General features: G+C 41.4%; 20 protein-coding genes. 15 read left to right on the top strand and 5 right to left on the bottom strand.

The window, feature by feature from the left end; all coding sequences use genetic code 11:
* Window positions 1-298: 298 nt before the first annotated feature.
* The 9 genes from ACVHUV_RS18160 (at window position 299) to ACVHUV_RS18120 (ending at window position 9,798) form a co-directional block, all read left to right on the top strand.
* A complete protein-coding gene (locus ACVHUV_RS18160; protein WP_462085545.1) occupies window positions 299-961 on the top strand; it encodes a GntR family transcriptional regulator in 663 nt (220 codons plus the stop codon).
* Window positions 962-972: 11 nt separating this feature from the next.
* On the top strand, window positions 973-2,178 hold the full coding sequence (locus ACVHUV_RS18155; RefSeq protein ID WP_462085544.1) for a CaiB/BaiF CoA transferase family protein: 1,206 nt from the start codon (window positions 973-975) through the stop codon (window positions 2,176-2,178).
* Window positions 2,179-3,081, top strand: coding sequence for a hydroxymethylglutaryl-CoA lyase (locus tag ACVHUV_RS18150; RefSeq protein WP_462085543.1), 903 nt, complete (start codon window positions 2,179-2,181; stop codon window positions 3,079-3,081).
* 1 nt (window position 3,082) lies between these two features.
* The gene (locus tag ACVHUV_RS18145) at window positions 3,083-4,120 is read left to right on the top strand and encodes a TRAP transporter substrate-binding protein (RefSeq protein ID WP_317942361.1); all 1,038 of its coding nucleotides are present in this window, start codon (window positions 3,083-3,085) and stop codon (window positions 4,118-4,120) included.
* Between the two features lie 22 nt (window positions 4,121-4,142).
* Window positions 4,143-4,640: a TRAP transporter small permease gene (locus tag ACVHUV_RS18140; RefSeq protein ID WP_371389045.1), complete on the top strand. Its 498-nt coding sequence runs from the start codon at window positions 4,143-4,145 to the stop codon at window positions 4,638-4,640.
* Window positions 4,637-5,914 (top strand): TRAP transporter large permease, encoded by a 1,278-nt coding sequence (locus ACVHUV_RS18135; protein ID WP_317942363.1) that lies wholly within the window; start codon window positions 4,637-4,639, stop codon window positions 5,912-5,914. Before ACVHUV_RS18140 ends, ACVHUV_RS18135 begins: the two co-directional genes overlap by 4 nt.
* Before the next feature lie 283 nt (window positions 5,915-6,197).
* A complete protein-coding gene (locus ACVHUV_RS18130) occupies window positions 6,198-6,380 on the top strand; it encodes a hypothetical protein (RefSeq protein WP_462085542.1) in 183 nt (60 codons plus the stop codon).
* A 258-nt stretch (window positions 6,381-6,638) separates the two neighbouring features.
* Window positions 6,639-7,931: a tetratricopeptide repeat-containing diguanylate cyclase gene (locus ACVHUV_RS18125; RefSeq protein ID WP_462085541.1), complete on the top strand. Its 1,293-nt coding sequence runs from the start codon at window positions 6,639-6,641 to the stop codon at window positions 7,929-7,931.
* A gap of 253 nt (window positions 7,932-8,184) precedes the next feature.
* A complete protein-coding gene (locus tag ACVHUV_RS18120; RefSeq protein WP_462085540.1) occupies window positions 8,185-9,798 on the top strand; it encodes a M20/M25/M40 family metallo-hydrolase in 1,614 nt (537 codons plus the stop codon).
* Window positions 9,799-9,845: 47 nt separating this feature from the next.
* Here the strand turns inward: ACVHUV_RS18120 and ACVHUV_RS18115 are convergent, their stop codons facing one another.
* Window positions 9,846-10,835: an ornithine cyclodeaminase family protein gene (locus tag ACVHUV_RS18115; protein WP_462085539.1), complete on the bottom strand. Its 990-nt coding sequence runs from the start codon at window positions 10,833-10,835 to the stop codon at window positions 9,846-9,848.
* 13 nt (window positions 10,836-10,848) lie between these two features.
* Window positions 10,849-12,132 (bottom strand): MFS transporter, encoded by a 1,284-nt coding sequence (locus tag ACVHUV_RS18110; protein WP_462085538.1) that lies wholly within the window; start codon window positions 12,130-12,132, stop codon window positions 10,849-10,851.
* A 240-nt stretch (window positions 12,133-12,372) separates the two neighbouring features.
* Between ACVHUV_RS18110 and ACVHUV_RS18105 the strand changes: the two genes are divergently transcribed.
* A complete protein-coding gene (locus ACVHUV_RS18105) occupies window positions 12,373-12,915 on the top strand; it encodes a helix-turn-helix domain-containing protein (protein ID WP_462085537.1) in 543 nt (180 codons plus the stop codon).
* Window positions 12,916-13,105: 190 nt separating this feature from the next.
* On the opposite strand, the gene ACVHUV_RS18100 is transcribed toward ACVHUV_RS18105, so the two are convergent.
* On the bottom strand, window positions 13,106-13,738 hold the full coding sequence (locus ACVHUV_RS18100) for a GntR family transcriptional regulator (RefSeq protein WP_462085536.1): 633 nt from the start codon (window positions 13,736-13,738) through the stop codon (window positions 13,106-13,108).
* A 165-nt stretch (window positions 13,739-13,903) separates the two neighbouring features.
* Here ACVHUV_RS18100 and ACVHUV_RS18095 point away from each other — a divergent pair, with 165 nt between their 5' ends.
* Genes ACVHUV_RS18095 through ACVHUV_RS18085 form a run of 3 tightly spaced genes read left to right on the top strand, consistent with a single transcriptional unit; the run spans window position 13,904 to window position 17,250 of the window.
* On the top strand, window positions 13,904-15,082 hold the full coding sequence (locus tag ACVHUV_RS18095; protein ID WP_462085535.1) for a CaiB/BaiF CoA transferase family protein: 1,179 nt from the start codon (window positions 13,904-13,906) through the stop codon (window positions 15,080-15,082).
* Window positions 15,058-15,933, top strand: a complete 876-nt coding sequence (locus ACVHUV_RS18090) for an HpcH/HpaI aldolase/citrate lyase family protein (protein WP_462085534.1) — start codon at window positions 15,058-15,060, stop codon at window positions 15,931-15,933. Before ACVHUV_RS18095 ends, ACVHUV_RS18090 begins: the two co-directional genes overlap by 25 nt.
* A gap of 30 nt (window positions 15,934-15,963) precedes the next feature.
* The gene (locus ACVHUV_RS18085) at window positions 15,964-17,250 is read left to right on the top strand and encodes a 2-hydroxycarboxylate transporter family protein (protein ID WP_371389055.1); all 1,287 of its coding nucleotides are present in this window, start codon (window positions 15,964-15,966) and stop codon (window positions 17,248-17,250) included.
* A gap of 686 nt (window positions 17,251-17,936) precedes the next feature.
* Here the strand turns inward: ACVHUV_RS18085 and ACVHUV_RS18080 are convergent.
* Window positions 17,937-19,055, bottom strand: a complete 1,119-nt coding sequence (locus ACVHUV_RS18080; protein ID WP_462085533.1) for a thermonuclease family protein — start codon at window positions 19,053-19,055, stop codon at window positions 17,937-17,939.
* Window positions 19,056-19,248: 193 nt separating this feature from the next.
* A complete protein-coding gene (locus ACVHUV_RS18075) occupies window positions 19,249-20,199 on the bottom strand; it encodes a YflT domain-containing protein (RefSeq protein WP_462085532.1) in 951 nt (316 codons plus the stop codon).
* Window positions 20,200-20,367: 168 nt separating this feature from the next.
* Between ACVHUV_RS18075 and ACVHUV_RS18070 the strand changes: the two genes are divergently transcribed.
* Both ACVHUV_RS18070 and ACVHUV_RS18065 read left to right on the top strand, forming a co-directional pair.
* Complete coding sequence (locus ACVHUV_RS18070; RefSeq protein ID WP_462085531.1) at window positions 20,368-24,195, top strand: DEAD/DEAH box helicase; 3,828 nt, start codon at window positions 20,368-20,370, stop codon at window positions 24,193-24,195.
* Window positions 24,196-24,942 carry a hypothetical protein gene (locus tag ACVHUV_RS18065; protein ID WP_462085530.1) on the top strand — a complete coding sequence of 249 codons (747 nt, stop codon included), beginning with the start codon at window positions 24,196-24,198 and terminating at the stop codon, window positions 24,940-24,942. It begins immediately after the preceding gene.
* Window positions 24,943-25,091: the final 149 nt, after the last annotated feature.

Below are 25,091 nucleotides of genomic sequence, written 5' to 3'. Positions count from 1 at the left end.
AGTTTACGTTGCGATGCGAAGCATTAACGTTGTGATGCGGACCGAGCATTGCGATACGACGGGTTAGCGTTGTGATACGAGGAGTTTACGTTGTGATACGAAGCATTTACGTTGTGATGCGGATCTAGCATTGTGATGCGCCGGGTTATGTTGCAATCATCCCCCGAAACCTTTCTATTACACGTTGTCTTTATCTATCAATTCAATATGCAAAAATAATATTGACAAGTAAAATTCATTATTATATTCTGAATAAAGTGTACTGTATACAGTCGACAACAAGTGAGGTGTTTGGCAATTGTCGAATTTCATCGTGAAAAAAACGACGTTGAAGGAACAGGTGTATGAATATCTGAAAAATGCGATTACAACAGGAGAGATAGGGCCAGGGAATCGCTTAATTGAGGAAAAAGTTTCTGAGACGTTGCAAGTGAGCCGCAGTCCCATCCGCGAAGCGGTTCGGATGTTGGAGAAGGATGGATTGCTGAATGTTCATGGTTCAGGCGGCGTGACGGTTGTGAATCCGACAGTTGAGGATTATCGGAACTTATATGAAACGCGAGTAGAAATGGAGTCTTTGGCAGCGTATTATGCAGCGCAGAGACGAACAGATAAAGAGTTAGCAGAAATGCAGGAATTTATTGTGGAAATGCAAAAAAATGTGACGGATAACCACAATGTCAAAGGAATGCTTCAAGTCAATTTTAGCTTTCATGAAGCAATTGTAAGAGCCAGCCAAAATCCGTTTTTGATTTCAATGACCTTACAATTGCGTGGGGTGAATAGTTTCTATCGGAAGGCAATCCTGGAAGGCAATCCGTCTCATATGCGAGAAGCATTGCAAGATCATCTAGATATATTTCAGGCGATTGATCGACAGCAACAGGACGAGGCACGTGAATCGATGCGACGTCATATTGAGCGTGACTTTCAATCATTCATGAAAGTGGCATCAAAGTAGGAGGGAAAGCATTGGGAAATAAGAAAAAACCGTTAGCGGGTGTGAAAATATTAGAACTGGGGAACTTGGTGGCAGCGCCTTTTGCAGGAAAACTTTTCTCGGAATTTGGCGCTGAAGTAATTAAAGTTGAAGAACCGAAAAATGGAGACCCGCTGCGTAATTGGCGTGTTATGCACGAAGATACTTCAGTTTGGTGGTATGTGCAAAGTCGCAACAAGAAGTCAATTACAATCAATTTGAGGGAGCCGGAAGGACAGGAAATTGTTAAGAAATTAATCGGTGAAGTCGATGTCGTTCTTGAGAATTTTAAGCCAGGTACGTTGGAGAGATGGGGGCTTGGTTATGAAGAAATGAAAAAGGTGAATGCCTCTATCATTTTGACGAGAATTTCTGGATATGGACAAACAGGGCCGTATAAAGAAAAACCAGGTTTCGGAAGTGTTGCTGAGGCGATAGGAGGACTTCGTTATTTGACCGGTTATCCGGATCGTCCACCTGTCCGGGTCGGCATTGCAATTGGAGATATGATCGCTGGACTTTACGGTGTCATCGGAACGTTACTAGCAATACGTGCGCGTGATATCGATGCAGAAAAAGAAGGACAAGTTGTCGATGTGGCTCTCTATGAAGCAGTTTTTAGTTTGCTAGAGGGCATCTTACCGGAATATGACTTGACGGGACAAGTAAGGGAGCGAACGGGTAGTACTTTGCCTGGTATTGCACCTTCAAATACGTACAAATGTGCAGATGGAAAACATATTGTTATTGGCGGTAATGGCGATCGCATTTTCCAACGATTGATGCGTGCGATTGGAAGGGAAGATTTAGCGAAGAATCCTCTTTATGCGACCAATCAAGGCAGGGCAGATCATGTAGCGTTCATTGACGAGGCGATTGAGCATTGGACGATGCAACATTCTTTGAAAGAAGCACAACGACTACTCGATGAAGCTTCAGTTCCAGTAGGCCCTATTTATGGCATTCATGATATTGTCGCAGATGAACATTACCAAGCACGTGACATGTTAAAAGAGGTCTTGTTGCCAGATGGTGAAAAATTGCTTGTACCAGGAATCGTTCCGAAACTATTAGGAACGCCTGGCTCAATTGAATGGAACGGGCCAGAACTTGGTGCCCATAACAAAGAGGTATATGCGGATTTACTTGGTTTGACGGAGGAAGAATTTAAGGAGTTGAAAGAGAAGGGGGTAGTTTGAATGCCGGATGTGACGATCATTGACGTCAGTCCTCGTGATGGCTTACAAAACGATCCAAAACCTGTGTCTACAGAAGAAAAGCAACAATTGGTACGGATGTTAGTGGATGCGGGTGTTGAAAAAGTGGAAGTGACCTCATTTGTTCACCCGAAAAAGGTGCCACAGATGGCGGATGCAAAGGAATTAGTTCATTCGTTAGCTCACATGGAAGACTTGGAACCTATTGTGCTTATTCCAAATTTAAAAGGATATGAACGCACGAAGGAACTGAGAGTCAGTGAAATAAACTGGGTAAGTGCAGCTACCGAAACATTCAATGCGAAAAATATTGGCATGTCGATTGATGAAAATATGGAGCAATTTCTAAAGGTGTTGGAAGAGGCAAAACAAGATGGGATAAAAACCTGCTTTTCCGTAGCAGTTAGCTTCGGCTGTCCATATGAAGGAGATGTCGATGAGGAGCAAGTGTTACGTATCGTTCGACGGGTCAAGGAGGCAGGGGTTGACCGAATCGGAATTGCTGACACGATTGGCATTGCAACTCCCGACCACGTTGAAAGGTTAATGGGCAAAGTGTTAGAAATTGCAGGAACGACACCTGTTACGATTCATTTGCATGATACGAGAGGACTTGGCTTGGCGAATGCTTATATGGCGTATCGTGCAGGTGTCCGGATTTTTGAAACATCTGCCAGTGGAATAGGAGGTTGTCCATTTGCTCCAGGGGCAGCTGGTAACTTAGCTACAGAGGACTTAGTATATCTGTTTGAAAGAATGAACATTTCGACAGGAATTGATTTTGAAAAACTATTGGATGCTGCGGATTACGCTGCAATTTTATCATCTAAAAATCCACTCGGAAGAATCCGTCACGTGGAAAGAAAAAAGGAAAAGGGGAATTAGGATGAAAAAATGGATGCTCGGTTTATTGTTAACAGTCGTAAGTATCTTTGCATTGTCCGCTTGCGGCGATGAAGGGGATAAGAAAGCAGATGCCAATACGTCTGGAAGTGAAGACGGTTATGAAAGCACGACAATTCGTTTGGCATACAATTTACCACAAGATCACCACATTGCAGTTGGAATTGAAAACTTTGCAAAAGAAGTTGTCGAAAGATCTGATGGAAAAGTGAATGTACAAGTTTACCCAGCTGGACAGTTATTGAGCGATAAGGACATGAACCAATCAATTTTATCCGGTGGAGTCGAAATGGGTGTGAATTCATCTACATTATGGTCGTCAACTGTGCCTGCAATGGGTGTGTTCGATGTTCCATACATGTTTAATGATTATTCGGCTGTTGGAGAAGCGGTAAACGGTGAATTCGGTGACAAACTGCGTGGCGCAATGGAAGAAAAAGGTGCTAAGGTGCTCATGTTTGCCGATTATGGCTATGTTCAATTTGCAAACAACAAGCGTAAGTTGACGAAACCCGAAGACTTCAAAGGGTTAAAGATTCGTAGTATTGGTGATTTACCATCTGAATTAATTCAAGCATATGGCGCTTCCCCTGTATTTATGGGTGGCGGTGAAGTATATATGGCTTTACAACGAAACACAGTTGACGGTGCAACGTCCGGTACAACGGCGATGCTTCAACGTAAATATGATGAAGTTACAAAATATTTAACAGTTAATAACTATGCGTATCTTGAGTTTCTTTTAGCTGTGAATAAAGATTACTGGGATAAACTTCCTGAAAAGACACAAGATTTATTGACGGAAGTTGCTGCTGAAACGGAAACGTGGATTCGTGAACAGGCAGAAAAAGAAGATACGGAATCTGCAAAAGCATTAGAAGAAAAAGGTATGGATGTATACTATGTTCCTGAAGAAGAACTCGACGTTTGGAAAGAGGCTGCTGCTCCTGTACGTGATGTGTTCATTGAAAATGCTGGCGATTTAGGCAAAGAGTTGTTGGATTTGATTGATAAGAAATAATTAGAGACAGGGGGGACCGCACATGAAAAAGGTCTATCAGTTTATGGATCTACTCATACGATGGGGTGCTTATGTGGCAGGGATACTCATTTTACTAACGACTGTCATGACGTTCTACGAAGTGGTTTCTAGGTCGTTTTTCGATGCACCTACTACATGGGCGACTGAGTTATCCATCTATGCAATCATCGGTAGCTGCTTTCTAGGCAGTGCCTATGCGGTTCGGACCTATTCGCATATTACGGTTGATATTTTAATTAATAATGTGAATGACAAGATGAAAACGATATTTGCCTATTTAACGAATACGCTAGGCTTAGTATTCAGTGTCATATTCACAATTTATAGCTATATGCATGTCGTGAAGACATTTAATTTGCAAGTGACATCTGCATCATTGTTGAGGATTCCGATGTATATTCCAGAATCTCTCTTAGTGATTGGTGGGGTGCTGCTTTGTATCGCCTTTGTTTTACAAATTATCGATGGTGGAGTCCATAAAGGAGGGGAGCACCTATGAATTTATTTTTCACCGGTGGGTTAGGGGTTCTTCTCTTAATTGGCTTGCCAGTCGCTTTTACGTTAAGTTTACTCGCGATTGCGGGAATGTATTTCTTTAATGGTGGAACGTTTGCTTTCATGCAAATTCCGATTATTTCCTACAAGTCGTTAGATGATTTCTCTCTGACGGCATTACCGATGTACGTATTGATGAGTCAAGTGCTCGTCATCAGTGGAGTTGGGCGTGATTTGTATGAAATGGCGAGCCGTTGGTTCCGTCATTTGCCAGGAGGTCTGGCTATCGCGACACTGTTTTGCTGTACGATATTCTCTGCGATTTCCGGGTCAAGTGTCGCCACAGCAGTAACCGTCGGAGCGATTGCACTACCTGAAATGGTGAAGAGAGGCTATGATAAGCGTCATGTATTAGGGCTGCTAGCCGCAGGAGGAACGTTAGGAATTCTTATTCCACCCAGTATTCCAATGATTATATACGGATCAGTCACAGGTGAATCGGTCGGAAAACTTTTCGTTGCTGGTATTGTACCTGGAATAATACTGACGTTAGCATTCATGATTTTCTCTTCTTATCAAACGCGCCATATTAAAGATTTGCCGGCAACTTGGGGAGAACGGTTTGAAGCGTCGAAAAAAGCGATTTGGGGATTATTGTTACCCATCATTATTATTGGAGGCATTTATTCCGGTCAATTTACACCGACGGAAGCCGCTGCAGTAGGGGTTGTCCTTAGCTTTCTCATCGCAATTTTTGTGTACCGAAATTTGACGATAACGACGATGAAACAGATTTTAATTGGAACCGTAAAAACAAACGCGATGATTTTATTCATCATTGTAGGTGCTATGCTGCTCGGTTATATTCTGACCATCCTACAAATCCCACAAAGCATTGTAAACTTTGCAACAGCTCAAGATATTTCGCCGTGGGTTATCTTTATTTTAATAAATGTTGTTCTGTTAATTCTAGGAATGTTCTTAGAAACCGTTTCGATACTCGTGATTACACTTCCAATTCTTTATCCGATTATCATGGCATTAGGGTTTGACCCAATCTGGTTCGCTATCATCATGGTGATCAACATGGAATTGGCACTCATCTCGCCACCTGTCGGATTGAATTTGTTTGTGTTGAAAGGGTTGAACAAGGAAAATACAATCAGTGAAATCGTTAAAGGTGTTGTTCCATACGCCGTCATCATGGTTGTTTTCATCGTCATTCTCTCGTTCTTCCCAGAAATCGCAACAGGTTTGATTCACAATAATATCAAGTAAAGTGAGCCCACAAGGTAGAGATACTTTGTGGGTTTTTTGGTTGTAATTATTGCGATACGAACGGAAAGTTGAGATACCGTGCAAGAATGCCTTTTCTAATAAAAAAGTTTTCGCTAGAGGATAGCAGCATTTGACAAGAAAAGCTGTCGATGTGAAGTGATTTATTCCATTTCGTGCAAATTAGTTGAGGAATGTAGCGTAAAAAGACGAAATAATTTGATTACATAATAGGTTAATTGCTTGTATAGTTGGAATACAACGATTTGATGGAGTGGGGGATTGGATGAGAAAGGTGTTAGCAATCATTCTGGGGTTGATGGCTGTTGGGTTGAGTTTGTCAATTGTGTGGGCGGTTACACCGATTGTTGAATTACTTGCTATGTTTGAAAGTGAATATGAATTTACCCGGCATTTTAGCACGACTGTAGTAGATAATGTGGGAGGGGAGCTGGTAAATGGAAAATAAATAGTAGGTCCTGAAATAACTGTATAGCCCCATGGAAACCTGAAAAAAATTAAAACGGATAAATTTTTTCCGTGCTACAATAGTAGGTATACTGAAATAGTAAATATGTATCTATTAGGACTATTATTGAGTAGCAGGAGTGGGCACATGGACAAGGACTATCTACTATAATTACAACGCAAAGTATCACAGTTACGTGTAGAAGGAAAATACAAAGAGACACTCGAAGCATGCATGGAATTGTTGGACGCGGGGCGCATGACAAACGATGCGAAATCCATACTGACCGCTCAAATTAATATGGCCGCTTCTTATTACTCGATCGGTGATTTGGAAGAAGCTTTTGCAAGTATTGATGCGCATGCTGAATATAGTGCGGTTCATGGGGATGATGCGGATCGGCTGAATGGGTTTAATGTGATGTTCCTTCTTTATGAGTACAATAAAGAATATACTAAAGCAAAAGATACGCTACAAAAAGCGATTGGTTTAGGTGAGAAACTTGGCCATTATAATATTGTCAGTAATGCTTATAGTAATTACAGTTCGGTCTGTGTAGCAGAAGGTGATTTCAAGGAAGCATTACAATATGCACAAACCGGTTTGGAGATGGCTAAGCGTCATATTCCCCGAACACCGATTTTGGAGTTTCGTGTAAAGTTGAATATCGGAAATGCATATGTAGAGCTCGGCTCACTCGAATATGCAGAGGAACTTATCATTTCTATGATAAAAGATCCGATACTGGAAGATTTTATTCGAGAAAAAACGCAGTGTCATGATTTGTATGGTCGGTTGTTAATGAAGCAAAAGCGGTACCGTGAGGCATATGATGTCTTTACGACTGCCAAAGAGCTGGCTGAAAGTACCCAAGACCAGAATGTATTGAAAGATATTTTGGAAGTACGGTGCAGAGCTTGTGAATTAATGGAGGATATGGTGCTTGGATTTAAGGCGCAACAAGACTATATCGCGCTGTTACGAGATATACGCCAACATGAAATTGCAATGACAGCAGTTCGATTAGAAGTAAAACATGGTGTTGCAATGATTGAAAAACGAGCAAACACCGATGCATTGACAGGTTTATACAATAAAAGCTATATGGAATCCGCTACGGATGAAATGCTTATGAAAGCTGCAGCAGTAGGAAAAACCATTGTTTGTATAGCCCTTGACCTAGACAATCTAAAAATCTTGAATGACACATACGGACACATATTCGGCGATACAGTGATCAAGTCAATCGCTACTGCTTGTAGTTTCCAAATTCGCTCGAACGATATAATGGGACGGTTTGGTGGTGACGAGTTTGCAATTATCTTCAACGAGATGTCGATTGAAGAGGCAAATCGTAAAGCACTTCAACTTGTACAAGCCGTACGTGATTTGAAGGTGGAAAAAGATGGTGCACTAATTCCGCTCTCAATGAGTGTAGCTTCGAATCGAAACGGCGAGATAAAGTCCTTTGAAGCATTATTCCACGATGCGGATATGGCGCTGTATGAAGCGAAACAGAATGGGAAAAATCAAATCTATGTGATGAATTGATAGAGGTAGAGAATTCTCCTTTATTCATTAGTGAAATTGAACGAGATATAATATTAAAATGCATGTAGGCAAATCTGCCGCCATGCTTTTTTTCTACTTTCACTATGTTTCTTTTTTCTATTCGTGAGTAGAGCGCGTAGGAATGGTCTATTTAAAGTTTTTTTCCGAGCCTTTTCGATTGATACAAGAGTGGAAAAATGTAAGTATTCGTCATTTTCTTGTACAATGAACAGAAGAAGGGGGAGTGGATGATATGAACGTGTATCAATGGGATACGCCGGAAAAATTGCGGAACTTATTGTGTGAATTGGTCAGTTGGGATAGTCGGACACTGACGGAAGGGGAACGGTTCTTTTCTTCAAAGCTGGCGGCGAAGCTCGAGGAACTCCCCTATTTTAGGAATCATCCGGAGCATTTGAATTTATATGACGCGGGATTAGGAAGAAATGTTGTAACGGCGTTGTACAAGCATCCGCAAGCGACGAAAACAATTGTGCTCATCAGCCACTTTGACACGGTATATACAGAAGAATATGGCATGCTTGAGCCCCTTGCATTTCATCCTGAGGAATTAACGAAAAAATTGCATGAATATAAGGATGAATTAACGGAGGAAGTACGGAACGACTTGGTATCTGGCAACTATTTGTATGGCAGAGGCACAATGGACATGAAAATGGGATTGGCCTTACATATGCAACTTATTGAAAAGGCGAGTGTTGAACAATGGCCGATTAACTTGCTGCTCACTACTGTTCCAGATGAAGAAGTCAACTCTGCTGGTATGCGGACGGCTGTGACTGAACTCGTGCATTTACGTGAAGAATTTGGCCTTGACTATACATTATTTTTAAATAGTGAACCATCATTTTCGCAAGGACCTACAGACAATAAAGAGTATATATACTCAGGGACGATTGGCAAAATTATGCCTGCAGCGTTGTTTTACGGGAAAGAGACGCATGTCGGTGAACCGTTGAAAGGGATGACTGCTAATTTCATCGCATCATTTGTAACAAAAGAGATGGAATGGAATCCACTTTTCTGTGAGAAGGACAGAGGGGAATCTACGCCACTTCCAGTCTCTTTGCAACAAAAGGATTTGAAGATGCACTATTCCACCCAAACGCCTTACAGGGCGGCTGCATTATACAATGTCTTCCTATTCAAACGGACAGCCGAAGAAGTGATGGAGTTGTTTGTTCAAGTCGCTCAACAAGCTATAGATCGATGCAATGAAACGTACAAGGCGATATGTGACCGTGAACAAATTGTCGGTGTAGGGGACGTGCGGGTGTTATTGTATGATGAGCTATTGACGTACGCGATCCAAAAGCTCGGGAAAAATGAAGTGTGGCGACTGAAACAAGAAGTTCTCTTGAATGACAGTTGGGATGACCGTGAAAAATCTTTGCGAATCGTTGATAATTTGCTCATCCAATGCCAAGAACTCGCGCCTGCCACCGTCTTGTTGTTTGCACCGCCTTATTATCCAGCTGTCAATTCGTCTGATGATCCGTTAGTTGTCGAATCGATTGCGCTCATGCAAAAGACAGCCAAACAGTTTGACGTCACGCTTGACCAAATCCATTACTTTAACGGCATTTGCGACTTAAGTTATGTGAAGTATAGCGACTATACAAATAGTTGGACAGCGTTTGAACGGAACACGCCAGTATACGGGGACACGTATTGGATTCCGTTTGAAGACATGCAAGCACTCGATGCACCGGTCTTGAACGTAGGACCCTTCGGAAAGGATGCTCATCAAAAGACGGAAAGGCTTCATGTCGACAGTGCATTCAAAGAAATGCCGGTGTTACTGGAAACGTTAGTGAAAAGCATAATGGATAGGCCAGTGAATTAATTCAAAAGACCAGTGCATCGTCAATGGAAGCACTGGTCTTTCTTCTATTATAATAGTACCTCGACACCGACTTGTTGCTCGACTGCTTTGCGGTAAACCCCTTGGGCTACTGCCAAATCAAAATAGGCTGCTCCGACTGACTTGAAAAAAGTAATTTCATCAGCATGCTCCCGACCTGGCACTTTGCCAATCACTACATTCATCAGTTCACCATGCAAGTCTTCGTAGGCCCAATCATCTTGTTCATTTGCAAAAATGATTTCACCGGCTTCTTCTTTCACGCCTGCTTCATCATCTGTCACGATTTTCGCACATCGGGTAATGAACGTATGATCCATTTCACGCATATGTGGCAAATACGAACCAACGCCATTCACATGCGTACCTGGACGCACATCATTTCCGTCAAAGACAGGTGTTGTAGAGCGAGTACTGCAACAAATGATATCCGCTTGACGAACTGCAGTTGCAACATCCTCTACAATTTCTATTTGAATCGTAGGATCGATACCAAATTCCAACAACCGTTCTTTAAATGCTTCTGCTTTTGACGTTGTTGGATTCACAAGCATCATTTTTTTAATGGAACGAACGGCCAGTACACCAATCACTTGCTCGAAAGCCATTGCACCCGTTCCAATAACTGTAAGTGTTGTCGCATCGTTGCGTGCTAGGCGATCCGTAGCAAGCCCACTTAATGCGCCCGTTCGTAAGCGTGTTAAATAGGAGGCATTCATCATCGCCAGGTGTTCGCCATTTTGTGCGTCTGTTACGAGAATAACACCTTGAGTCGTCGGTTTACCGACAGTTGGATTTTCTGGAAAAATCGATACCGTCTTAATCGTTGACATTTCATTCACCAAATCAGAACTCGGCATGTACAAAACCGATGCACCGTGTTTGGGTAATTCGATAACTGTACGATGTGGATTTTCAATTTGCTTTTCTGCTTTTGCCTGTAGAATTTGTTCAACATCGGCTAGCGCATCTTGCATTTTATAGATCGACTGAATTTCTTGCTCATTAATGAGTAACACATACATCGCTCCTTCAAAAATATTGATCGAGCGCTTGGTTTTTTCGGTCTTTTACAGCCCAAATGGCAATAAGTGATACGACCGCGGTGAACATAATGTAAAGCGCAACCGGAATATAAGAGTTATTGAATTCAGCTAGCAAAGCCGTGGCAACGAGTGGTGCTGTACCGCCAGCAACAGCCGCTCCAATTTGATAACCGAGAGAAATGCCTGTATAACGCACTTCTGCTGAGAAAATCTCGGAAAACATCGTACCGAGTACAGCTGTAATGGGTGCCCAGATGACCCCAAGGCCAATGACTGTAGCAATGACTAATAAAGCGACAGATCCTTGTTGAATCATCCAGAAGTACGGGAATGCAAACAATAACATCGCAATTGTTCCAAATACATATAACGGTTTACGGCCGACTTTGTCAGACAGTTTCCCCATAATTGGTATAAGAATTGTTGTGACAATCGTTGCCACCATGACTGCATTTAAAGTGGCAGTTCTTGAATAATCCAAATAGCTAGTGGCATACGACACGACGAATGTACTGAAAATATAAAACGGAGCCGTCTCAACCACTTTTGCACCAATTGCAATAAGCACTTCACGCCAATGTGTTTTTAACGTTGTGACGATAGGCAGTTTAGCGATTTCCCCGCGTTGTTGAACTTCCTTGAAGGAAGGAGTTTCATCAATACCTTTACGAATCCATAGTCCAAATACGACGAGTAAAGCACTTAAAATGAAAGGCACGCGCCAGCCCCACGTCATGAATGAACCTTCAGGAAGCAACGTCATAATGGATAATGCGAGCGTTCCGAGCATCATACCAATCGTAATTCCCATTTGTGGAACGGATCCGAAGAAGCCTCGTTTTTCTGGTGGCGCATATTCAACGGCTAATAGAAGCGCACCGCCCCATTCTCCTCCTATACCTAAGCCTTGTATGAGTCGCAATGTAATTAAAAGAATGGGAGCCCAAATTCCGATTGCTTGATATGTAGGTAAAAGTCCCATACCGAAAGTGGCAATCCCCATTAAACTTAGCGTTAAGATCAGTGTTTTTTTACGCCCAATACGGTCCCCAATATGACTGAAAATAATGCCTCCAAACGGTCTGATGAAGAAAGCGAGTGCAAATGATGCATACGCTAACAATAAACCAACAGTCGGATCTTCATTCACAAAAAACATTTGATTGAATACAAGCGCTGCAACTGTACCATAGAGGAAGTAGTCAAACCATTCGATTGAACTTCCGACAAGACTTGCAATAAGTACTCTGTTTAACTGTTTCTTTTCCAATTCCCATTCCCCCTTAAGTGCTGTAATTTGTATTGAACTGCATATTGACTCCCTTAATTGAAAACGCTTACTATACAAAGTAGAAAAGCGATTCCTGTTTATAAATAAACCTGAATTTCCTCTCACGGATGTAAACGTTATCAATAGGAAAAATTGAAGTGGTACTTCAATTGTATTATACTAATTATCATAGAGATACGATAAAATTCTGTCAACAATAATTTTTAGGAGATTATAAAAATGCAATTGAATTCACTTGGTGGAAAAATAAAACAGATACGAATGAATAAAAAGATGACACTGAAAACCCTTGCGGAGAAAACAGGTTTTTCAATCAGTTTTTTATCACAGCTAGAGCGAGGTAAATCGTCGACAACGTTGGAATCACTGAAAAAGATTTCAGTTGCTTTTGGCGTAAACCCAAGCGTCTTTTTTGAGGACGAAAAGAAGGAAGACCCTACATCGTTTCAATTGGATAAACGAATGGATGCCCACAGTATTTTCTACGAAGATTTAGGAACGATGGTGACGGAGCGCGACTTTGCCCCATTACTCGTCACGTTACAACCTGGCCAGACAGAAGGAAATCTTATTACACATAAAGGGCAAGAGTTTCTCTATGTCATACAAGGCACCGTCACCGTACAGTTGGAAGACACATTATATGAACTCGGGCCTACAGAGTCCATCATGATCGACTCAACGAAACCTCATTATTGGTACAACTACTCGGAAGAAGAAGTGAAATTGCTATGCGTGTCTTCGGAAGTGAAGGGGGAGTAGGGGAGAAGGGACGTGTGTAACTAGGTATTCATTAAGTAAATATGTTCTAACGATAACAGTGACTGCTATTCTCAAAGATAATAAAGTATCTATGCATATTGAAAAATAATCCTGTTATAAATCCACCTATCACCTTCTGGTTTTAGGTGGATTTCCTTTTAAGAAGACTTTTTGTATTTACGAAAACTAATCAATAATTTTCAAGAAAATCCTTCTTACTGCGTCTTACATGATTGACCATTGCAGTTCTAGCTTGTTCCTCATTTTTACTAATAATCGCTTTTATGATTTCATTGTGTTCAGCTACAGATTTAGACATTTGATCTTCTACCATTTCAGCTAAATGTGGCGGAAGCCCATTCCACATTTGATCAAGGAAAGACAATAATCTAGCACTTTTAGCACTTTTCCATATAACTCGGTGGAAGTGTTCATTTGTAATGATATAATCGTTAACATTCTTTTCGGCAACTGCTATCTCAATGTCCTGTTGAATTTCTTTTAATTCTTGTACATCTATCTCAGTCTGGCTTGCTCTAGCAGCGGCTTCTCCTTCCATCATTGCTCGAATGTCATAGTGATCATTAATATCATCTACAGTAAATCCTTTTACAGTCACTCTCCGATTTTGATTCGTAATAAGTAACCCTTCACGTTCTAACGCATAAAAAGCTTCACGGACAGGCATCCTAGAAACGTTTAGTTTTTTTGCGATTTCTTCTTGAATTAATTCTTCACCATCTTTTAAGTCTCCATTAAAAATAGCTTTTCGTAGGGAAGCTATTACTTGATCACGGGTTGATTGTTTTGCTATAGGTTTCATATTATTGACACTCCTTAACTCTTCTTTCCCCATTATATATGAATGTTAAGTGTTTAGGTTAGAAAGATTTGCAATAATTAATTGACAACTTCGATAATAACACATAGAATACTTATAATGTATTCTGTATCCAATATCCATATTGTAATTAAAGGAGGAATTAGTATGTTGCCACTTGAAGGAATTAAGGTTGTTTCACTGGAACAGGCCGTTGCAGCTCCTTTTGCTACAAGACAACTTGCTGACTTAGGAGCAAGAGTAATAAAAATTGAAAGGCCAATTGATGGTGATTTTGCAAGGCATTACGATACGACTGTGAATGGAATGTCAAGTCATTTTGTTTGGATAAATCGTTCTAAAGAGTCATTGACCCTTGATTTGAAGAGTAAGGAAGGAAAGGAGATTCTAGAGAAACTTTTAAGTGAAGCAGATATCTTTATTCAAAACCTAGCGCCTGGTGCTATTGATCGATTAGGATTCAGTCCTAAGGTGCTAAATGAGAAGTTTGAAAAGTTGATTGTTTGCGGTATTTCAGGTTATGGAACGTATGGTCCTTATGTTGATAAAAAGGCTTATGATTTATTAATTCAATGTGAAGCAGGTTTAGTATCGATTACTGGTACAGATGATACACCATCAAAAGCGGGCATCTCTGTTGCAGATATAGCAGCTGGAATGTATGCATATTCGGGTATACTTACAGCGTTGATTCAACGAAGTAAAACAGGGAAGGGCTCCTATTTTGAAGTCTCTATGTTAGAAGCATTAGGTGAATGGATGGGCTATCCGATGTATTATTCACACTATGGTGGGCGTGAACCGTCACGTACAGGTGCAAGTCACGCAACAATCTTTCCTTACGGGCCATTCCCAGCGAATGATGGTAAATTCGTGTTCTTTTCTATCCAAAATGAAAGAGAATGGAAACGACTTTGTGAAGAAGTGATGGAGAAACCCGAGTACGTAGAGGACTCAAGATTTAACTCTAATTCTTCACGTGTAAATAATAAGAACTTACTCAGAGGGTTAATTGAAAGCGCTTTTATGAATTTCACAGCCAATGAACTCGTTGATCGTTTGGAGTCAGCAAAAATTGCAAATGCAAGGTTGAATTCAATTGAAGAATTTTACCGACATCCCCAATTGGAAGCTAGAAATCGTTTCCGCGAGGTTCAAACACCTAATGGTCCAATTAAAGCATTACTACCACCAGCAACATTTAATAATTTTGAGCCGGTAATGGGTGGAATACCTTCCGTTGGTCAGGATACGGAATTAATACTTAAAGAGATTGGTTATTCAAAGGAATTTGTTAACCAATGCAAAGCGCTAAATATCATTTAAAAGAAGGTGTAACTATTATGCTTTTAAGATCATTGCTATTCGTACCTGGAAACAATGAGAAGTTAATTGCTAAAGCAGAAAATTTATCGGCAGATATTATTATTTATGACTTGGAAGATGCTGTTTCTCTTGAAGAAAAAGAAACAGCTAGAAATCTTGTGAAACAAGCACTGACTAATACTAGTAAATCAATTTTCGTTCGAATCAATGCAATTGGAACGGACTATTTTGAGGAAGATGTACATGCCATCACTCAAGTGAAAACTAGTGCTTTAAAAGGAATAGTATTACCCAAGTCAAATAGAAGTGCAGATGTTGAGACATTGGAAATACTATTACATAAGCTTGAAGCACCTCAGTCAATCGAAATTATTCCATTATTAGAATCTGCTTTAGGTGTGCATAATGCAGTCGAAATTGGGGGCACTTTTGAGCGTGTACAACGACTAGCATTCGGATCTGTTGATTTTGCGTTAGATATTCAAGCAACGTTAACAAAAGAAGGAACAGAACTTCTTTATGCGCGATCCCAAATCGTCATGGCTTCAAGAGTACAAAACTTACAGCCACCAATTGACACGGTGTTTATTGATTTTAAAGATACTGATGGATTGTTAAGTGAATCTCAAATGGTTAAAAATCTTGGATTTGGAAGCAAGCTTGCAATACATCCAGATCAAATTGAGATTATTAACGAAACATTTTCGCCAAGCCAAGAAGAAATAGAAGAGGCTAAACGTATTATGGAAATAGTAAAGAACAATGGTACAGCTGTTTTTCAATTAGACGGGAAAATGATTGATGAACCAATTATTAAAAAAGCCAAAAGAATATTGAACAAACTACAATAATTTTAAATAGGGATACGAGGGGGAGAAACGATGACAGGTTCCAAACAAAACAATCTATTAAACAAAGAGGTCAAAATATTTAATTTACCTATATTGTGGTTTGTTGGAATATCAATTATTGCAATTTATACTATGTATATGGATCTATTACCTAATGGTTTAATTGGTGCGCTTTTGATAATGGTGGTTCTTGGTGAATTGTTGGGTTGGATTGGGGACCATACGCCTATTGTAAAGAGTTTATTAGGTGGGGGAGCGATTATAGCAATCTTTGGTTCTTCTTACTTGGCATATGCAGGACTTATGCCTGAAGGGACAATAGAGAACATTACTGTGTTTATGAAAGATGGTGACTTTTTAAATTTTTACATTGCGGCTCTAATTACAGGTAGTATTTTGGGAATGAATTCCAAAGTATTAGTTCAAGCAGGATTAAAGTATGCATTTCCTCTACTAGCAGGTATTCTTGGGGCTATCACACTAGCAGGAATTATCGGCCTACTAGTTGGTTTCTCTTTGCAAGACTCAATATTAGTTATGACATTGCCTATCATGGGTGGGGGATTAGGTGCTGGGGCTGTACCGATGGCCCAAGTATACTCAGAACTATTAGGCAAAGATACGAGCTATTACATGTCGCTCTTGATTCCAGCATTGGCTTTGGGAAATGTTTTCGCGATTATTTTTGCTGCAGGATTAAATCAATTAGGTAAGAAGTTTCCTAGTCTTACGGGTAATGGACAATTAATAAAAGGATTTACTTACGTACAAAAAGAAAGTGTTTTAGACTATGGGAAAATGGGTGTTGGATTACTTGCCGCAGTAACGTTCTATATGGTAGGACAAATTCTTGGTCAATTCATTCCAATTCATCCATATGCACTCATGATCATTCTCGTTGCATTGGTTAAAGGATTAAATGTTATGCCGGCAATAATAGAAGAAGGAGCAAGTCAATGGTATCAGTTCGTTGCCAAAAACTTTACACTAGCCCTATTAATTGGTGTAGGCGTTGTTTATACAGACTTAGAAGCAATTATCGCTGCAATGAGTTTCCAATATGTCATTATAGTTATGGCTGTAGTACTAGGAGCAATCATTGGTTCGGCTATTGTTGGCAAGCTAGTTGGTTTTTATCCTATTGAAGCAGCAATTACAGCAGGACTTTGCATGGCGAACATGGGTGGTACTGGAGATGTTGCAGTTCTATCAGCTGCACGAAGAATGGAATTAATGCCTTTTGCTCAAATTTCATCCAGACTAGGCGGAGCATTAATAATACTATTAGCAGGATTAATCGTTAATTTCTTTGTTTAATAAGTGGAAACTGCCCTTGAAGGAGGGGCAGTTTCCTTGTTTTTTGTCGAATTATTTCTCGGGAAATGAAAGTCGAGAGCTTATTCGACAGAAAAGGACAAAAAAATAAGTGGTAGCTGTAATTGTAAGACTGTTTACAACGTAGAATCACCTGTAAATAAACCGTTAGTTGGTTAAAACCCATTTGGCGCGACAAATATCCAATCTATACATGATTGGTCCACGCTAGTTAGAATTTCATTTTCCATTACACCGCATATTTAAGTAGAACGCGGTATACTTTCAGCAAACGCCGCATACTTTCGCCAAACGCCGCATACTAGGCAAGAACGCCGCATATTTCCGCCAAACGCCGCATACTTCGCCAAAACACCGCATATTCCACCAAAATACCGCGAAACGAAGCTAAGTAAAAAGAAGCCTCCACGTCGCGCAAAAAATAGATCTTATCAAATCAAATGGAAAACGAGAAAACAAGGATTACTTTAAACGAAGTATGCTCTGTTTGAGGAGAATATTCGTCAAATGCTTACCTTATGCGGCGTTTTAGTTGCGTATGCGGTAATAGGTGGTCAGAATGCCGTGATATCGTAAAATATGAGGTGTTTGCGAGTATTATAAGGAGTTAGCTACATGTGAGAAATCAAAAAAACTCACCGAAAGAGCGCTCTCTCTCGGTGAGTTCATTATTTTTCACAAGCAAAGCCGTCTTTGTCACGGTCCATTTTCGGTTGGTATGCTGCGTGGCCTTCAGGAACGCCATTTGGATACTTCACACGGAGTTCCGTGCAGTTTTTGAACCACTCTTGGCCGCCTGCCGTATTCGAAGGTGGTGGAGTAGCATTCGTTTTCGGCGGTGTGACAGGTTGTGTATTTGCTCCACCTGATCCTGTTGCAGGCTTTGTAGGGATAACGTCGCTATCAAATCCAGAATCTGTCGCATAGTTTTCAACCGACCAAATGCCTATCCCTTTTTGCTTGGCAACCGTTTGCACTTCTTCAAAAGGTGTTAAATGACGAGTGTTCGGTGGATACACATAAGCGACACGTGCCAACCCTTCAGCTAACAAAGTCTCTTGCACGCTTTTACCATCGACATATACATAGGCAAGTAATCGATCATATTTGTCAAAACGTTCACCGACATCAAACTCCAAGGTCAAAGCGCCACTATTCACCAATTCGCGATTACGTTCCTTTGCTTCCTCACCGAAAGGTTGCTTCCCTAAACGGGGATGATTCGTTTCAGGTGTGTCAATTAGTAGATAGCGAACATTCCGCTCTTCGCCATTGTAAAGAACTTTTATCGTATCGCCATCAATCGTCTTCACCAATTTGACAGGAACGTGCGCAGTCGTACCACCTGTTTCAGTCTTTTTCGCAGTTTTCTGTTGATTGACAGTTCCGTTTTTGTCTTGTCCATCAACAGTTGTTGGGTTATCGTTACTCGTTGATTTGTCCGTTTCTGTAGAAACAGGAGGTACACCATTCGGGAGCTTGTCATCTTTTTCAGATTGCTTGTCGACGATAGCTGATTCTTTGTGAACGTCTTCTTTTTCGTTCGCTGAAGAGGTCGGTTCCTTCGATTCATCGTCGCTAAATGAACTGACACAGCCTGTTAAAGCGAGCAAAAGCCCGATTGTCAACAGGGCAGGTGCCACTTTTGAAGTCTTCTTTTGTCTCTTTAACTTTTTCATACTTGTAACCCCCCAATAGGCAAGGACTAAACCGATAATAAATACCGGGAATTTAATCATTAACAACAAAAACATTAATGCAATAATAACAATCAATACACCATTCACATGCTTTCTTCCCTTCAAATTCAAGGAGGAACAGAGTCACTGAACTCTATTATTACCTATTCTATGTACTTAAATATTTGAGCCTCAATTACTATAGCAAAAAAATGCTCAACATGCGAGATATTCCATTGAAAGGGTATTTTTTATCCAATAAAAAACCACTCACTATACGAGTAGTGGTGGTCGAATACACTTACGTCAAATCTTCTTCATCTTGAATTAACCAGTTTTCAACTTCGTTTTTATCTTTATTCACACCTCTTAAATCAATGATAATAGGCTTGTTTGGCGTTTGGTGCATCGCAGTGTATTGAGTGGATGTAGCAGAGCTTTTCTCCGCTTTTTTGGAAATGGATGAAACTGTAGCTGACGGTTGCAATGAAATGACGTCATCGTTTGTAGCATTCAGGATTGAAGTAGCAGTATTTCGGAGTTCGGTTTCGTGACGGGTAAACGATTGAAGGTGTTGGTTATCTTGCGCGATCGCTTGTCGTTGCTGATGTAAATGAGAGGGGGAAGGGGTTGGCGTGCCTAAAGATTCTCCGCCAGCTCTCCCAATGTGACCTTGTTCCTTTCTTCTTATTGGATCATTGTCATCTCCATCCCTACTCGTCATCCTTTCAGAGATGCTCGTCGTGTAAGCGCGATCTTCAAAAATGACACTATCGCGATACTCATTTTTAGGTAAACCATCCTTGCTTACTCCAACCGAATCATTATCCATCCTATTGAGGCTTTCAGCTTCTCCTACAGATCGGTTCAAAAGGTTTTTCTCATTTGAATAGCGTTCCGCATGAATTTCATAGACGGTTTTTTTTGGTTCACCCTCTACATATAGTAGCCACTTACCTTGTCTGATTTCAGCTTCGTATTTCCTCAAATCTGCTTCGTCAAAACCGACTTCCACGAGCATGCTCCGTACATGGTTCTCTCCGGAAATAAAACCAATAAACCGATCCAACCAATTCGAGGGGGTAGAATGGATCTCGTCATACGTCCGTTGCCTGAACACCTCTACATCCTCTTCACGTTGCGCAATAATATACATATCTTCAGGCCGAATCCCTTTTTTTCGTAAGTCTTCAAGAGCTGCAATAAGGGTTTCTTCTGTGCCAAATAACCCAACAAAGGTCTTTTCTTGCAAGGCTATCACTCCTATCTGTTTAACAAATCTTACTAAAAACAATACCCAAAAATTCACAAACAGAAACTACTCTACAACATTTCTAATTAATCCGAACCGCATTTTATTGTATGATAGAACGTATGGCTTTCAAATTCAAAACGACAACAAGGGAAGGAGGATGTCATCATGGACAACATGGAAATTATCAGTTGCAGGCTGGAAATGACAAACCGAGCAAAAAAAGAAATTGGCAACTGGGCGATTGATGAACACGCGCTATTTGGCATACAAGATCACTTTACAGTGCACATTGAAAAACAACCGGCCAAACAGGACAACATGACATTCTCCTTCTATTTTGACCCACAAACGAACACGCAGTTATCTAACTTCTTGAATGAACGCGTTGCTGTACTCGAATGCGTCTATAAGAATGAGGGGTTTCTCGCAACAAGCTTTCGAGTGAAAGGACGGAAAGAACCTGTTCGGACGAATCGCCGAATTGGTGTCCGTTTAACATTCGATCTAAACCGGCGCACGGGCAGTCCCGTGCCGATTGGGCTCTATACCCGCTTACGTGAACTGCCAATTGCACAAGAGCGTTCAGAATACGTCGAAAAACGTATTGCAAGTTGGGAAGGGTACTTGAAAATCGAAGAGAAAAATGCGGACGTTGCCGATGTGACTGCCCAATTTTCCAATCCAATTGTCAATGAATCCTTTACCGAGCTAACGGTTACGTGTAGTGGACTCGACGCGAAAGATTGGCAAACAATAACAGGTTTCAGTGCAAAATTACAAGGGGCGACAAGTGATTTAGGAACGGTTATTGATGTCCAGCGAGGCAAGCGAATTGTCAAGATCGAGTTGAATAAAAAACAACAAGCGGTTGCGAGGCGTGGTGGTTTATTGCCAAAAGGCGTTCGGGAACTGACATTCAGCAATTTTGCAGAACTGAGTCAAATCCGACGTTTACGCAAAGGTTTTAAAGACTTGCAAGATGGCTTCGCTGCAAATGCGAACTTGGAAAAGGTACTGTTTGAAGAACGCCCCGTTGTACAAATTACGAATAAACGGCTCGCTCTCGATTTTCACCATTCATTAAACGAATTCCAACAGGAAGCAGTCACTGGTGCTCTATCAGCAAACGACTTATTTGTCATTCAAGGGCCGCCTGGTACTGGAAAAACGACGGTTATTTCAGAGCTGTGCCACCAACTGATGAAGGCCGGGAAACGTACACTCGTTGCCTCTCAATCCAACTTGGCGGTCGATAATGCGCTCGGTCGCTTGCTGTCAGATCCAGGCATCCGGATTTTGCGTTATGGACGAACGGAAAGTATTGAAGAGGAAGGCAAACGGTTCATCGAAGAGAACGTTGCGCTTCATTGGCGGGATGAGACGCTGGCTGCTGTAGATGCGCAACGGATTGAACATTCGGAACGGGAACAACGATTGAAACAGCAACTGACTGAGTTGAAAGAGCGAATCCACCAATTAGAAGTGGAACTTGAAACGGTTGCAGAGCAAATTGTACAAAAGCAGACGGCAAAAGAGGAATATAAGAAGCAAAAAGTGACATTAGCTGATAGGGAGCAGCGTATAGCGGCAGTTCAGGCTACATTGGCGGAGCTCCAATTGCAGCAGCAACAGCTAAAAGCGTTGGATGAACAGCTTTTAACACAAAAGAAACAATGCGAGGAACTGCATCAGCAAACAGCACTCGATGAAGCAGCAATCGAAGAAATGGCAAAGAAAGCATCTGAAATGAGTTTGCACCAAAAACGGTTGCGGTATTTTCAGACGATAGAAGCAATTACCTTTGCAGAGATGGAGATTCGTAAACAAGAAGCGCAATTGAGCAGGTTCGCTGAACAATTGAAGCCGTATCCATCTTTTGTAGATAAACTCGTGACTGTACGGAAATTGCAGGAGCTTGACGAAGTGTTTACTGTACATGGGCTCAAGCCTTCACTGTCTGCAACGCTGGAAATGAATGCACTACGGCGTTTACGTGTAGAAATCGTGAACGGTACGTATCCATATGAATTGTTGGAATGGAAAGAAGTAGCTGAGCGACTGGCAGCAGGGGTCACGTATGCAAAGGATTTGCTGCAAAAACATCAGTTTCCGCTCGAGACGGTTATGAATAAAGAGAACCACAACTATACAACACCTGAAGAAATGCATGAAATGCTCGACAAGATGAGTCGATTTTTCGTATTACCGGCTACGAAAAAGACGTTGTTGATGGTGGGGAGCCCGCAAAAGACCGTTTTGCTGCAAAGACTAGCTGACAACCTTTCGTATCTTCTTGGAAAGCAAAGTGAAGTACGAAAGAATATGTCGATAATAAAAACCGCATCGGATAAAGAATCTGCTGCAAGATTTTCTGCATTAATTCGAGAAATCAAGGAAGAGATGCAACTAGCTGCGGATGAATTGAAAAATCAAATGACTGCGTCAGAACAAGCGATTACAGAACATCAAAAGCAACTGCGTCATTTACAGGAAGAAAGCGTGGAGCTCGTGCATGTTGTGGATGAGCAGACGACACGCAATGAAGTTGAACACCAACTCATCGAGTTAGAAAAGGAAATGCTTGCATTTGAAACGCGCAAGGCAACGTTTGAACAAGCAGAACGAGCACTTGGTGAATGTATGGAACGACAGAATGAAATACAACAACAGTTGAAGCAGAATCAGGCAGCACTAACCGAGCGATCGGATGAACAAACACAGTTGAAAGAGGAAATCCGCTCACTGGAACAACAGCTACACGTGTTGGAAGGGATGTTACGAACAGAACCTGAACAACGGAAAAAAGCAATCCGAGAAGAGATTGATGTGCAAGCAGAAGAAGTGGTGAAGCTACAACAGGAAATCGAGCAAATGCCGCTCACAAAAGCGTTGCAAGATGAATGGCGTGAAATGCTTGCAACAGCAAGTGATTATGACCTGGATGAAATCCGTAAATTGTATGTGAAACACGCGAATGTCATCGGCACCACTTGTGTCGCTTCTGCACGTAAAGACTTCATGGACGATTATCCGACATTTGACGTTGTCATAATCGATGAAGTATCTAAAGCGACGCCGCCTGAATTGTTGTTGCCTATGTTGAAAGGCAAGAAAATCATCCTTGTCGGCGATCATCATCAGTTGCCGCCACTCGTCGGACGCGAAACAATGGAAGAATTCATTGAGGAAATAAAAGATGAGAAAGAGAAGAACGTGTTACGCGGCATGCTGAAGGAATCGTTGTTTGAACGGTTGTTCCGCAGTTTGCCGAAGCAGAATAAGACGATGCTCGGTATCCAATACCGTATGCATGAAGACATTATGCATACGATTACCCCGTTTTATGCGGCGGGACAATACAGACTACAATGTGGTTTGGCTGATTCAAATACCGCTCGCGATCATCGATTGACATCTCGGTTCATCGAACGAAATGATCATTTGCTGTGGTTTGATATGCCGAATGAGCCCGCCTATTTTGAAGCGCAAGTAAAAGGCGGTACGAGTTTGTATAATGAATCAGAGTTGGAAATGATACGTGAATTGCTTGTGGACATCGAGTCTGCAACAGATGAGGCGAAACGTGACGGCTGCATGCAAGCGGATGAAAAGAAAAGTGTCGGTGTCATCAGTTTTTACGGCGAACAAGTAAAGCGGATTGACCGTTTGATTGAACAGGAAATCATGCCAAAACACTTGCATTGCCGAACGGGGTCAGTCGATAAATTCCAAGGGATGGAAATGGATATTATCATTTTAAGTTTTGTCCGGAATCATCAGCAACCGAGTGGAACGATTGGCTTTGCAGAAGATTATCGACGCTTGAATGTTGCTTTGTCGCGTGCACGGGAACTGCTCATTATTGTCGGCAGTTCGGACATGTTCATGAAACGACCGAAAAAAGCAGAAACGAGAGAGATGTATACGCGACTCGTTGAAAACGTAAAAACGAAAGGCGGCTTCAAGGAGCTTTCGGTAGAGAGGAATGGCTAAATGAAAGAGCTTGAAAACAAGCTACGTAATGAGTTGTTGCGTGATACGAATGTGAAATTGCTAGCGACTGCGACATGGTCATTGCCCGTTCAGTCATTTGACGTCTCATTTGAAACAGTGGAGCGAACAAAAATGGATATTTTAATGAAAATGTTGCTCACCGCTTTTCGCACAGGTTCGTTTGCAACGGCAGAGGAAGTAAGCAAACTGTTAGTCGTCGAGCCTTTATTCATACAAGACATGATCGACAAATTTGAGCAAACGGCGATGATTCAAAAAGCAGCAGGCACCTATACATTGACGGAAAAGGGGAGGCAACAGCTGGAGAGTGGCGTATATGTCAGCGTGCCAGAAAATGAGGATGCAACTGTCTATTATAGTGCTTCGCATGTTCAATTCTTCGAAGGCAATGTAGTGGATCATGCGAAAGAAACGTATCGGTATGCGAATAAATCACGTGCGACAACAGCTTTTGAAGATGAAGAATGGCGAAATGCATTGGAGGCAGTAAGGGTTACGGAATCCGAAAAGGAACATGTTCAAAAAGTCATTCAATCCATTAAGACTGTCACGGAATTGGAACCGAAATTTGTACCATGCATTGAATTTCAGTTGCATAATTTGGGCAATGAACGTTTATATGCACGCGTATGGAATACAATGACGGAGCAGTGGGACGAGCAGTTGGAAGCACAAATACTGGAACATGAGCTTGCTCAATGGCGCGAACGTTATTTGACTGAATGATGTTTTACGCATTTGTTTATGGATAAACCGCATGACATCAAGTTTGTAGTACTTGATGCCATGCGGTCTTTTTATGCAAACGGTTAAGCTGGATTGATTCCATCGTCAAAGTGGATGCTGAATGTCTGCTACACCAAGTAAAACGTCGG

The organism is Sporosarcina saromensis, assembly GCF_054901285.1.
Note: the sequence above shows the minus strand (reverse complement) of the source record. Positions and strands in the feature narration are given on the sequence as shown.